Source organism: Roseimaritima sediminicola (genome assembly GCF_009618275.1).
Classification (GTDB): domain Bacteria; phylum Planctomycetota; class Planctomycetia; order Pirellulales; family Pirellulaceae; genus Roseimaritima; species Roseimaritima sediminicola.
In genome coordinates, this window is record NZ_WIAD01000022.1 from 25,649 (window position 1) to 38,360 (window position 12,712).

The 12,712-nt window shown below is 63.3% G+C and carries 8 protein-coding genes; 6 read left to right on the forward strand and 2 right to left on the reverse strand.

The window, feature by feature from the left end; genetic code table 11:
• The first annotated feature begins 94 nt into the window (after nt 1–94).
• Entirely contained in the window at nt 95–310 is a 216-nt protein-coding gene (locus GE027_RS12160; protein ID WP_153557471.1) for a BON domain-containing protein, read from the forward strand.
• Between the two features lie 139 nt (nt 311–449).
• On the opposite strand, the gene GE027_RS12165 is transcribed toward GE027_RS12160, so the two are convergent.
• Both GE027_RS12165 and GE027_RS12170 read right to left on the reverse strand, forming a co-directional pair.
• A complete protein-coding gene (locus GE027_RS12165; RefSeq protein WP_162006704.1) occupies nt 450–2,570 on the reverse strand; it encodes a CRTAC1 family protein in 2,121 nt (706 codons plus the stop codon).
• Nucleotides 2,571–2,794: 224 nt separating this feature from the next.
• Nucleotides 2,795–5,752: a CRTAC1 family protein gene (locus GE027_RS12170; protein WP_153557473.1), complete on the reverse strand. Its 2,958-nt coding sequence runs from the start codon at nt 5,750–5,752 to the stop codon at nt 2,795–2,797.
• Nucleotides 5,753–6,316: 564 nt separating this feature from the next.
• On the opposite strand from GE027_RS12170, the gene GE027_RS12175 reads away from it, so the two are divergent.
• From GE027_RS12175 to GE027_RS12195, 5 genes are all read left to right on the forward strand, one after another.
• Nucleotides 6,317–7,612, forward strand: coding sequence for an aminotransferase-like domain-containing protein (locus GE027_RS12175; RefSeq protein WP_153557474.1), 1,296 nt, complete (start codon nt 6,317–6,319; stop codon nt 7,610–7,612).
• Between the two features lie 350 nt (nt 7,613–7,962).
• On the forward strand, nt 7,963–9,102 hold the full coding sequence (locus tag GE027_RS12180; protein ID WP_153557475.1) for an LptF/LptG family permease: 1,140 nt from the start codon (nt 7,963–7,965) through the stop codon (nt 9,100–9,102).
• Between the two features lie 171 nt (nt 9,103–9,273).
• The gene (locus GE027_RS12185; RefSeq protein ID WP_153557476.1) at nt 9,274–9,990 is read left to right on the forward strand and encodes a TIGR04283 family arsenosugar biosynthesis glycosyltransferase; all 717 of its coding nucleotides are present in this window, start codon (nt 9,274–9,276) and stop codon (nt 9,988–9,990) included.
• A gap of 403 nt (nt 9,991–10,393) precedes the next feature.
• Nucleotides 10,394–10,906 (forward strand): helix-turn-helix domain-containing protein, encoded by a 513-nt coding sequence (locus GE027_RS12190; protein ID WP_153557477.1) that lies wholly within the window; start codon nt 10,394–10,396, stop codon nt 10,904–10,906.
• 136 nt (nt 10,907–11,042) lie between these two features.
• The gene (locus GE027_RS12195; RefSeq protein ID WP_153557478.1) at nt 11,043–12,518 is read left to right on the forward strand and encodes a Do family serine endopeptidase; all 1,476 of its coding nucleotides are present in this window, start codon (nt 11,043–11,045) and stop codon (nt 12,516–12,518) included.
• The last annotated feature ends 194 nt before the right edge of the window (nt 12,519–12,712 follow it).

Consider the following 12,712-nt stretch of genomic DNA (forward strand, 5'->3'; position numbering starts at 1 on the left):
TCTATTCCGCCTGGTTCCGCTGATCCTCGCTTGGGTTGCGGATCGATAGCGACATTGGTTCCTTCCCTTCCTCCCTTCCGAAGGTCTCCCACCGATGCAATCTGAAGAAACTATTCTGGCCCGAGTCGATTCCGCCCTGAAGTCGCATCCGCACCTCAGGCGGGTGATTGTGAAAAGCAAACAGGAGCAAGATCGTTTGGTGCTGCGCGGCAGCGTCGATTCGTTCTTTCAGAAACAGATGGCGCAGGAAGCGCTGCGTGATATCCCCGGTGTCGACGAGATCGACAATCAGTTGAGCGTCGATTACTGATCCGCCGGATTCAGGTGATTTGAGATTTGTGACCGGCCGGCCGAGATGGTTTCGGCACCACTAATCAGCACTCGATTTGCTTTGGTGTTCGATTCGTGAAGATTAGTAGTCCAACATCCTGGCTCTGGCCCGATCACGCTTACGGTTTCGGTGCCGCGGTGTCCTGCCGCGGCACGGCGAACGGCTGCAATTGTAGAGGTTCCGGGGCGGCGGCTCCTTCGACGATCCGGTAGGCCCGATCGACCGGGACGTTCGTGAACTCCTGGAGCTGGCCCGAAGCCGGCCACTGCACCCGCAGCGATTTGACCACCTCGGCGCTTCCCACGCCGATGGCTTGCCGCAGCGGGTTGCCGCCGAAACTGCCACCGCTGCCGATGGTGTGGAAGATGGACCGCTCTTGACCGTCCGCTTCGATCACCAGTTCCAGCCGGGTGCCGATGGCACAGCGATTGGACTGTTCTCCCACGGCTTGGATCGTCACGCTGTTGCCGGCAAAGCCGGGGTTGATGAACAGGGCGTCGTTGAAGCGGTCGCCGGGGTAGGCCCCGCCCAACTGGACGTACACGTCTTGGTCACCATCGTTGTCCAGGTCGGCGAACGATACGCCGTGGCCTTTTTGCAGGTGCCCAAATCCGCCCGCCATGGTGACGTTGGCAAAGCTCTGTCCGGCTTGATTGAGAAACATGACGTTGGGCTGGATCTCGGAAAACTGGGTATTGCCGGTGGCCAGATAGAATTCCGGATAGCCGTCTTGGTTTAGGTCGCCAAAGTTGGCACCCATCGGCGAAGCCGGATAGTGCAGCCCGGCTTCTTCGGCGACGTCCTGGAATGTCCCGTCGCCGCGATTCTGATACAGGTGCATCATTTCGAAACGGATATCGCTGGCCAACACGCCGACCGGACCGGATGTGCAACCGACAAAAATGTCCAGATGCCCGTCGTTGTTGTAGTCCCAGAACCAGGTGGGAAAGCTGGCCAAGGGCAGGTCCACACCCAGTTCCTCCGCCACGTCGGTAAACGTGCCATCGCGGTTGTTGTGATACAGCTTGTTGGGGCCGTCGACCGACAGATACAAATCCGGATACCGGTCGCCATCGAAATCGCCCCAGGCCGCTCCCATCGAAAAATGAACGTCCGCAATGCCGGCGGCCTGGGCTACGCTGGTGAACGTGCCGTCGCCTTCGTTACGAAACAATTGGCACGGCGCCTGGACAGCTTCGGAAGACTCGTTGCCCACGTACAGGTCCAGGTCCCCGTCGAGATCGTAGTCCGCCCAGGCGGCCGTTTTGGTCGGACAGTCCATCTGTCCCAGGCCGGCTTCGAACGTCACGTCGGTGAAGCGGAGGTCGCCGTCGTTGCGCAGCAGGGAATTGGGATGCATCCCCTTGCTCCGCAGCCAAGCCCCACGCATCACATAGATGTCCAGGTCGCCATCGTTGTCGTAGTCAGCGTGAACCAGGTTCAAACCACCATAAAAACCTTTTAGGCTCGATTCCTCGGTCACCTCGTCAAAGGAACCGTCGCCGTTGTTGCGAAACACCTGCATCTGGCCGGTCACGTCCCAGGTGCAGGTGATGATGTCCAGGTCACCGTCGTTGTCGAAATCATCGACCACCGCGCCGCCACACAAATTAAATGTATCCAGGCCCAGTTCGGGATAGACGTTCCTGAATCGCGGAAACTCCACCGACGACTGAAAGAACTCGGGATCCACGCGATACGCTTCCGGGACGCCCTGCGGGTATTCTCCCAGCGTCATATAGGCGATGTTCAGCAACCAGCGGGCGGTGGCGTCGTAGTACAGCACCTCGTCCGACTCGCCCTCCGCAGCGGGACGCTCCAGCACGGCCGTGAAATGCTCGATGGCTTGTCGCGAACCTGCGGGACGTTGGTGCAGACCCTGGCCGCGGATCGGCACGATGCAACTGTCCGAGGTATTCAGCTGGCAGCAGTTCTGGGTTTCGCCAAAACGCAAACTCGCCAGCCCCAGTTCGAAATGCGTGCGTTTCCGATCGTAGGCGTTGTTCTGCGGCACCACGTCGAGGGCCTGCTTGAGCAGACCCAGTGCCTGTTTCTCGTTTCCCAAACGCAATTCGGCTCGGCCCGCTTCGTAGAACAGTTCCCATCGCTTTTGAGCCTGCAGGCCGGCAACGTATTGCTCGTCGGCCAGCAGGGAGCGGAGCTGGAGAGCGTGGCCATCACCAACAAAGTCGTTCTCGACGTTGCTGCGAGCGGCGATTTCACGCAGTGCCTGCCGCATGCGGGCATGACCCGCTGGAACCGCTGCCACCTCGGACCGGACCTCTGCGGGATTCGTCGCGCTGCCGCACCCCGTGCTGTTCGCTGTGATCAAGCCGCCAAGGCAGACCGCGACGACGCCGAGCAACGTGCGAGACGTACGACGAGGCCAGAGAGCGGGCGAAGCGGTCGGCATCGGAGAAAGCCTTTCGGCGAAGGGCGATCGGGACGGGGAGGCGAAAGGCATCAGTTCAGTATAAACCCTTGTTCCAGCCCTTCGATAATCAACAGCCGACTGTCCAGCGGCGGGGCGACGATTCGCTGCTCGGTGCCGCCGGGCCAGCGGACGAGGACTTCGGTAATCTGTTCGCTGTCGCCCAGGCCGAAGACGCGACCGCTCTGGTTGCTGGCCATGTAGCCGTCGCCGGCGGTGAAGGATTTGGTCCACGAACGACGTTCGGTGGTCACCGTCACGCTGGTGCCGATCGCGTCGCGGTTGCTGCGGGTGCCGACCAGGCGCACGTCCAGGTAGTGCGCGGACGTGTCGGTCGTGTTGCTCAGCAATCGCGCCGGGGACCGAAGATTGGAAATGGCGACGTCTTCGCGGCCGTCGTTGTTGAAATCCACACGAACCAGCGAGCGACCGATGGCGGCCCGATCGAACGCTGGCCCCAGCGTCCGGCCGTTCATTTCAGTAAAGTGTCCACCGCCCCGGTTATGCAGAAACTGCAGCGGTTGCGCGTACAGTCGCCCGGGCGTGTGGGTGGAAAAATCGACCACGTCGCCGTTGGCCAGGATCAAATCCGGCAGGCCGTCCAGGTCCGCGTCCAGGCTTTGCGTACCGAATCCCAGATGCAGCCAGCTGACCGCTTGCAGTCCAGCTCGCTGGGTTGCGTCTTCGTACAATCCGCCCTCGTGCCGTACGTACAACGTGTTGTAATCGGCGTAGAAGTTGGTGATGAACAGGTCCAAGCGGCCGTCGTCGCTGAAGTCGTCGGCGGCCACACCCATGCAGGCTTGTGCGACGCCCTGACCGCTGTAGGCCAAGCCGCGCAGGACGGCCTGCTCGCGGTATCGCGGGCTCTGGCCCGCCGGCGCTTCGTTGACAAACAGAAAGTTCTGCCGGGCGTCGTTGGCGACGAACAGATCGATCCGGCCGTTGCCGGTGAAGTCCGCGGCGACAACGCCCAGGCCGATGCCGGCATCCGATTCGATCCCGCTGGCGGCCGTCCTATCCTCGAAGCGACCGTCCCCAAGATTGATCAGCAACCGGTCTTGGCCGGCCCGCAGCGGATGCGCTCCGTCGCAGGGCACCGAGGCCACGCCCGATCGACACATCCGCAGATGAATCATGTCGTTGGGCGCGTAGCACACGTCGTACAGATCCGGCAGCCCATCTTCGTTCAGATCCGCCATCAGACAGCTGGTCGTCCAAGCCGGGGCACCACCGCCGACTGCACCGATCGCGATTTTGCGAAAGCTCCCGTCACCGTTGTTGCGGTATAACACGTTCTCGCCGATGTTGGCGACGTACAGGTCGGCAAAGCCATCGCTGTCGTAGTCGCCGACGCTGACGCCTTGACCGTATTGCCGATCGGCGACGCCGGCGGCCGCTTCACAGCCGGCGAAGCGTCCCTCGCCCAGGTTGCGGTACAGTTGATCGCTGGGCCGGCTGACGACCGCTGCCGACGACGTTCCCAGAGAGGGCGCTGCGCCGCCCTGGACGAAGAACAGATCACAGCGTCCGTCGCGATCAAAGTCCAAGGCGGCCGTCCCGCCTCCGGTGAATTCGAACAATCGCGTCGTCTGGGCCTCCGGATCGGCGCCATCGGCATAGACGAAATGGATTCCGGCCGACGCCGTTGCGTCGGTAAACCGAATCGGCGACGAATTGGGGTCCGCCGCCGCGGACTCACCGCCGACACGTTGGCCAGGCCGGCCGTCTGACGACTGCGCCACCGCGGGCGACTGCGCCATCGCGGGCAGGGGCGGGACAGACAGCGACGACAGCCCGATCGCCGCTCGTTCGTCTTGCAGTCCCGCGCAGCGTGCGCCGCCGGCCGCGAGTTGGGCGTCACTTAGTCCGCGCCGCATCACGATCGCCCACCGCTGCTGCGGATCCACCGCCAAGGCCGCGCTGCACCAGGCCGCCGCATCGAGGTCGCAACCACAGTGACGGGCGCTGTCGGCCGCGGCGCGAAGGTCCGGCAGATGGATCGCGTCCTTTAAATGGATGATCCGGCAGGTCGCGGCGTAGGTTCGCAGGTGGTTGCCGCGTTCGGCAAGTCGCTGCGCGGCCTCGTCTTGCTCCAGCGCGAACAGACTCTGCGCCAGTTGCTCGTTGGCCACCTGGTGCAGCGGATCCCGCTGGAACGCTTCCCAGTAACATCTCGCTGCACCGGAGGCGTCTTGGTTTGCCCGGCAGAAGTGGCCGCGGAGCAGCCAGATTTCAGGGTGCTGCAGCAGGCGGGAGTCCAGCTCGTCCAGCCAGCGAATCAATTCGGCTCGACGGCCGCTCTCGTACAGCAGTTGAGCCAAGCGGATGGCGGCCGGTTGCAGGGCGGGATCGATGGTCAACGCGGCTCGCAGGTAACGTTCGCTCCCTTCCAGGTCTTTCTCGATAAACGCCCAGTGCCCGAGGCCCTGCAAGACCAGCGGGTCGTGGGGATCCGCCGCATGGCCGGCCTCGAGTGCCCGGTCTTCATAAGCCCAACGCAGCCGCCGATTGCCCAGCAGCGGCAGGCTGATCAAATCCATACCGCCCTCGCGCAGCAGCACTCGCCAGTGGTCTTGGGCCCCGTGATAGTCGCCCGTCACATACCGCAGCAGAGCCAACCGCGAGCGTGCCGGACGGTGGGCCGGGGCGACTCGCAGAGCGTGTTCCAAACACCATGCGGCCGGGTCGCAGCGTCCCTGGTCCGCCAGTAACCGTCCGGCTTGGAAGAGCACGTCGGCGTGGGCTGGATCGGTGAAGCGTGCCGGGGGAGTGGCCCGCCGCAGCGCCGCGACCGCCGCGGCCAACTCCGGCACGCTGTCGCCGCGAAGCGAAGCCAATTGTTCCGCGTGTCGTTTCGCTGGACTCACAGCGGCGGGCTGCCGCGCCGAGCCGCTCGTTGGGGACCGCAGCCACACAGCGACGACGCCCCAAATGCTCAACACGCCCACCAACAGGGCGGAAAGCAGAATCGGTCGAGACAAGGGCATGGGGCGTGTTTCCTCAGCGACAAAGCGGAGCGGTCAGCTTACCAGATCCGCCCCGCTGCTCAGAGGTCGAGATCTGAGATCTGAGATTTGCTCGCTCTATCGGATTCTATGTACGAATAGAATCGTTTACTCCCCGCTCCCCCGAAGCCTGGCGAGCCTAAGCGAGTCAGGCTTCGGGGGAGCGGGGTTGGGGGTGAGGGGGACAGCAAAGCAGCACTGCCAGCATCAACTTTCCTCACTTTGATGTCGGACGCGGCAGATGGGTCTAATACAAAGATGGATCCAATACAAGGAGTCAGGCCATTGCATCGGCGGCCCCTCACCCCCAACCCCTCTCCCCGCCAACCTGGGCAAGCTCCACTTGCCCAGGTTGGCGGGGAGAGGGGAGTAAACGTCAGGATACATAGATTCCGTTAGAGTCAGGAGATTTGAGATTGGAGATCTGCGCCGCCCCTGCGTGGGGGCCGGATCCGCGATAGATTGGAAGCGGCGAACCTTGCGTTCGTTCTGGTGTCGCTGTGGTGTGCATCCTTTGTTGGCTCCCTTTGGAAAAATAGTGTTTTCATGTCGGCTCTGCCCTCCCCTCGTTCCGTCAGTGCTCCCCTCCCGCTCAGCCGCCAAGCGGCCGCCGCACCCGAGCAACCGATCAGCCGCTTGATGGCCGATGCGCTCGACAATCCCAAACTGATTTCGCTGGCTGCGGGCTTTGTCGATGAGCGGTCGCTGCCGCGAAAGCTGGTCCAGCGGTATGCGGGCCGGTTGCTGGACGATCCGCACTCCGGCGGGCAGGCGCTGCAGTACGGGCTGGCCGCGGGCGATCGCCAGCTGCGGCAGGCGATTGCGGCACGCTACTTCGCCGACCGTTGGCCACAGCGCACCGACGCCATGATCCTGACCACCGGCAGCAATCAATTGCTGCATTTGATCAGCGAGTGTTTGCTGGAACCGGACGACATCGTGCTGTGTGCGGCTCCCACCTACTTCGTCTATCTCGCGGTGCTTCGTGATCTGGGCGTGCGGGCCGTCAGCGTCGAAAGCGACGAACACGGCGTGTGCCCCGAGGCTCTGGAGCGGACGCTGGATGATCTGTCCGCTCGCGGACTTCGCGACCGCGTCAAAATGCTGTACCTGGTGCCCTACTTCGACAATCCGGCCGGCGTGACCATGCCCGAGCACCGTCGCCGAGCCATCATCGCGGCGCTGGGCGAGCAGGCGGAGCTGGCGCCACCGATCGCTCTGTTGGCCGACAACGCCTATCGCGACCTCCGCTACGACGGCGCCGACGTACCGTGTTTTGTCGATCTGGGAGCCGAACCGGACTGGACGATCGAAACCGGCACGTTTTCCAAAAACCTCTCGCCGGGGCTGCGCGTCGGCTGGGGCGTCCTGCCCGAACCGCTGCACACGGCCGTGCTGCGCCGCAAATCCGTGATCGACTTCGGCTCGCCGCATTTCAGCCAGTGCGTGGTCCGCGACATCGTGGCCGATGGCCAACTGGATGAACACCTTCAAAACGACCTGTTGCCCACCTATCGCAGCAAACGCGATGCGATGATCGACGCCTGCCAGCGGTATCTCAGCCGCTTCGATGGCGTCCACTTCCAGCAGCCCGGCGGTGGGCTGTACGTCTGGTTGCAGGTCCCGGAACCGCTCGGTACGGCCGCCGGATCGACGCTGTGGGAAACCTGCGTCCGGCACGGCGTCCTGTATGTGCCGGGCGGCTTCTGTTTTGCTAGCGAAGGGGCTCCCGTGCAAAACAACACGATGCGGCTGAGTTTCGGCGTCCAGCCCGAACCGCGGATCGCTGAAGGAATCGAGCTGCTGGGCCAAGCGATCGAGGAGGCGTTGCGGCGGGTCTAGGGCTGGCTTTCAATTCACAGGCTGGAAGCCTATGCCACAGAGTAGCTCGGCTGTCCCAGCCGAGGGTCTGGTTTTCTACGGCTGAGACAGCCGTGCTACTTTTCACAGGCTGGAAGCCTATGCCACAGCGTAGCTCGGCTGTCCCAGCCGAGGGGCTGGTTTTCTACGGCTGAGACAGCCGTGCTACTTTTCACAGGCTGGAAGCCTATGCCACTGGTTTCACTGTTTGGTGAAAATCCGGTGGCGAACGAAATAAAACCGCCAAATTCACGTTGCCTCCGACGGGGCTGGCGGACGATAAATGGGCAATCTCTGCCCGCTCCGTCCCTCCGCTGATTTGCTATCGCACCGTGACTCGCATCGATCGCTACATCCTGATGCTCTACATGCGGACGCTGCTGATTTGTTTCTGCAGCCTGGGCGGCATCTTTGTCGTGTTTCACGCGTTCAGCAACCTCGAAGCCCTGGCGGCGCTGGCCGAGGCCAAGGGGGGGATCGTCCAGGCGATCGTCGATTACTACGGCCCCTATCTGTTGGTCATCTTTGATGCGACCAGCCCGATCCTGGCCTTGATGGCCTTGTTGTTCACGATCGGTTGGCTGCGTCAAAGCGGCGAATTGACTTCGATCCTGGCGGCCGGCGTGCGGCACGGTCGGTTGCTGCGGCCCATGCTGGTGGCGGCCTTGGTGATTGTCGTTCTGGGACTGCTCAATCGCGAATGGGTCCTTCCCCACTACCGGGCCAAATTGGGAAATCGACCGGACGTCGATGCGGCGTCGGCCGAGCGTCCGCTGTTGCCCTGTTACGACCGCCAGGCGGGGGTATTGATCGAAGGACAGAGCTTGATCAATGAAGGCAAACAACTGGTCAATCCCGCTTTTCATCTCCACGCGGCCTATCCGGGCTTCGGCAATCAGTTGACCGCCCAGCGAGCCGTTTGGCGGGCGGCCGACGACCGGCATCCCGCCGGTTTCTTGCTGGAAAACGTCGGCCGGCCGGCCGCCATCGATTCGTTGGCTTCCCGCGGCATGAACGGCCGCCCGGTGCTGTTCACCGCCGCCGACACGCCGTGGGTCGAGCCCGGGCAGTGCTTCGTGGCCACCTCGGTCGATCTGAGTATGTTGGAGGCCAAAGGAGCTAGCAAAAAGTACACGCCGATCGGGGATCTGATGCGACGGGTCCGCAATCCCGCCGTGCACACCAGCAGCAAGGTGCGGGTGGATTTGCACAGCCGCTTGCTGCGGCCGCTGCTGGATTTTTCGCTGGTGCTGCTGGGATTGCCGTTGGCCGTTTCTCGCGGCGACAAAAATCTATTCGTCTTGGTCGGACACGCCGTGCTGTTGGTCGGGATGTTCTTTGGAATCAAGACCTTGGCCGCCACGATGGGCAGCAGCGGGTACGTGTTGACGCCCGCGATGGCCGCCTGGGTCCCGATTCTGATCCTTTCGCCGTTGGCCTACGCGCGTTACCGCAGCGTCCAGTACGTTTAGACTCGGTACGTTTGACCAGTCCATCGCTGCCGTCTACCGAATCCTTTTGAGCCGCTTGGGCGATAGCCCCGGTTTTGTTCTTTCGAGCCGCTTGGGCGATAGCCCCGGTTCTCGGACTCGCCGGGTTTTGTGACGCCGGTTCGAGCGAATTCGACAAGGAACTGGGAACTCATGTCAGACAAGGGCGACGCGACGGTATCGGTCATCATCCCGGCCTTGAATGAGGCGGCAGCGGTCGCGGCGGCCGTGGAATCGGCCCTCGAGCAGCACGCCGACGAGGTGATCGTCGTCGACGGCGGCAGCCGGGACGCCACGATCGAGACGGCCGAGCGAGCCGGAGCGAGGGTCTTGTCCAGCTCGGCCGGACGGGCGCGGCAGCAGAATGCGGGTGCGGAAGCGGCCGGCGGCGAAATGCTGGTCTTCCTGCACGCAGACAATCGCCTGGGCGCTGATCCGACGGGCCGAACCTGTCTGGAGCAGCTGCGCGAAGCCGCGGCCGGGGACCGCGGTCTGTGGGGAGCTTTTCGCCACCGGATCGAATCGGCTCGCTGGGGTTTTCGCGTGATCGAGTGGGGCGACAGCCGCCGCGTCCGCTGGCGGGGGATTCCCTTTGGCGACCAAGGAATCTTTGTGCCGCGAAGCCGATTCTGGGCGACCGGCGGTTTTCCGGACCAGCCGCTGATGGAGGACGTGTTGCTGGCCAAACGACTGCGCCGCCAGCGCTGGCCGCGGCTGCTCGCTGGTCCGGTGTACAGCAGTGCGAGGCGTTGGGAGAAACACGGCATCGTGCGGCAAACGGCTCGCAACTGGACGTTGCAGCTGGCCCACGCCGGCGGCGCCTCGCCCGAGCGACTGGCCGAATTCTACCGCCGCCACGACCAAGCCTAAGCACGTCGGCATGAATCTTTCGGTGAAACCCCGCGACAACACCCTCCCGCGCAGCGGGAGGTCGGGCTCTTAGGTCCGGGGAGGGCCCTACGAAAACCCTCTCCGGGCCTAAGAGGCCGACTCTCCCAGAGGGAGAGTAAAGCCGAATGAAATGTTGCGACGTGCTTAGTAAGCTCGGCTGTCCCAAAGTAGCTCGGCTGTCCCAAAGTAGCTCGGCTGTCCCAGCCGAGAATGCACTGCTTCGTCTCGGCTGGGACAGCCGAGCTACTCTTTTCGGCTGCTTCCCGCGGGGGTCCGCGGTTCCGGATGCGGGACCCGAGGGAACTATTGGCACTGCGCTTGCATCGAACTAGCTGAGGCGGACTTCTATCTGACAATCATTAGCCACTGGGAAGCCCTGTTTGTGAGCTCGCCTGAAGAAGTACCACAGAATGACGCCGCGACGTCCGTGCCGCCACACCGGATTGCTCAGGTACGGCAGGCCCAGTCGATAACGCTTCGCACCGTTTCGCGGCGCTCGGGCGTTCCGGTGCGGCAGCTGCGAGCCGAAGAGGAGTCAGGCGGGGGCGAGTTGACCCTTTCGGCCCTCCACCGGTGGGCTCGAGCTCTGGACGTGCCGGTCACGGAATTGTTGACCGAACCCGAGGGCGGCTTGACCGATACGATTGCCCAGCGAGCTCGATTGGTGCGGGTGATGAAGACGATCGAAGCGTTGCGAGCCCATGCCGAATCGCCGGCCATGCGGCGGATCGCCGATCGGCTGCGCGACCAGTTGCTGGAGATCATGCCGGAGCTGGACGAGATCACCGCTTGGCCGCGTGAGGGCTCGCGTCGCCAGCCGCACGAGGGCGGGCGGGTGGTCGAACTGCCGTATCGGCTCGACCGCTTCGAAGCCGGCAGCGATTCGCTGCTGTAAGCCGGGTCCTGAGCCGGGTTGAAAGCAAGTCTTCTTAATTGGCGCAGATTTTGCCGGAGCCTTTGCGGATGCGCGGTCGGCTGCAATCCTGGCAGATCGCATGTAGAAGTTACATCCGTGAAAGGAAGATTTTACCATGCAAAACGCTTGGAAGACGCTCAGTCTCACCCTCGGTGCGGCACTGGTTGGCTGTCTCTTGACCGGGGTCGTGCTCAGCTTGCCCACGGCCCTGCAACATGACGCGGTGGCCAATCAGACGCAGACTCCCGCCCAGGATCGCTCGGCTCAGGTCGAGAACCAAAACAATTCGACTGCCCAAGATCTCTCCTCGTCGTTTCGCAATGTTGCCGAAGCCCTCCGGCCGGCGGTGGTCAGCATCCACACCCATGCCACCGAACAGGCGGTTCGCCGGGTGCCACGCGGTTTCGAGGACTTTTTCGGTGGCGGCCGCGGCGGACTGCGCGAGCGAGTGGGACTGGGCAGCGGCGTGATCGTCCGCCCCGACGGTTACATCCTGACCAATAATCACGTGGTCGCCGGCACCGATCAGTTGGAGGTCCAGCTCAGCAGCGGGCGGCGGGTCTCGGCATCGATCGTGGGCACCGACCCCGAAACCGATCTGGCGATCATTCAGATCGAAGGCGACGACCACCCCTTTGCCAAGATGGGCGACAGCGAAGCGATTCGCGTGGGCGAGTGGGTCCTGGCGATCGGCAGCCCGTTCGGGCTGGAGCAAACGGTGACGGCGGGAATCATCAGCGCCAAAAACCGCGTGCAGGGGATCGTCGGCGAAGGCGAAGGATTCGAGGACTTTCTGCAGACCGATGCGGCCATCAATCCCGGCAACAGCGGCGGTCCGCTGGTGAACCTGCGCGGCGAAGTCGTGGGGATCAACACGGCCATCGAATCGCGCAGCGGCGGATCCAACGGCATCGGCTTTGCCATCCCCAGCGCGATGGCGATTCCGATCGTAAATAGCATCATCGAATCGGGATCGGTCCAGCGCGGGTTTTTGGGAGCCCAGGTCAGTGACGTGACCGAAGCGGCCAGCGACGAATTCGGCTTGAAGGTGCAAAGCGGAGCCTTGATCCGCGGCGTCCTGGAAGACCAGCCGGCCGCCGAGGGCGGCCTCCAGCCGGGCGATGTCGTGCTGCGGATCGACCAGCGCGAAATCAAGAACAGTTCCCAACTGCGAAACTACGTCGCCTCCCGCCGTCCGGGCAGCGTGCTGCAGATGCAGGTCGACCGCCTGGGCCAACGACTGCAGTTGTCGGTCACCCTGGGACAGCGCAGCCGCGAAGCGATGGCGATGTTCCGCGCCGGCGACTCCGGGATCGGAGCCGACCTGGAACCGCTGGACGAACGCACCGCCCGGCAGCTGGGCTATGAAAACCTGAACACCGGGCTGGTGGTCACCCAGATCGAACGCGGCAGTTTGGCCGAACGATCGGGGCTGCGGATCGGAGACGTGATCGTGGCGGTCAACGGCCAGGATGCCGACAGCGTGGAGGTGCTGCGCGAAGCGATCGAGCAGACGCGAACCGCCGGCAAGGCCAGCCAGTTGGTGGTGTTGACCGGCAACATCCGGCGGCTGATCGTGATTCGGCCGTAGGCAGCCGAAGTTTGGGGTAGCGCCGAAGTCCAGGCTTCAGCCGCCCGGTGCGCCGCAGTGAATCGCCTGAAGGCTAGACTCCAACGATTCGCGGCCCGTCAAATCGCGGGAGTCGGGATGCGGCTTTCACAGGCTGGAAGCCTATGCCACTGGAACCCTATGCCACAGCTTGGGCGTTCCTTGCTTACAATGGA

Excerpts from the sequence above, each read along its gene's own strand:
- GE027_RS12160 (WP_153557471.1), top strand. The coding sequence starts at position 95 with ATGCAATCTGAAGAAACTATTCTGGCCCGAGTCGATTCCGCCCTGAAG.
- GE027_RS12175 (WP_153557474.1), top strand. The coding sequence starts at position 6,317 with ATGTCGGCTCTGCCCTCCCCTCGTTCCGTCAGTGCTCCCCTCCCGCTC.
- GE027_RS12170 (WP_153557473.1), bottom strand. The coding sequence starts at position 5,752 with ATGCCCTTGTCTCGACCGATTCTGCTTTCCGCCCTGTTGGTGGGCGTG.
- GE027_RS12195 (WP_153557478.1), top strand. The coding sequence starts at position 11,043 with ATGCAAAACGCTTGGAAGACGCTCAGTCTCACCCTCGGTGCGGCACTG.
- GE027_RS12165 (WP_162006704.1), bottom strand. The coding sequence starts at position 2,570 with ATGCGGCAGGCACTGCGTGAAATCGCCGCTCGCAGCAACGTCGAGAAC.
- GE027_RS12185 (WP_153557476.1), top strand. The coding sequence starts at position 9,274 with ATGTCAGACAAGGGCGACGCGACGGTATCGGTCATCATCCCGGCCTTG.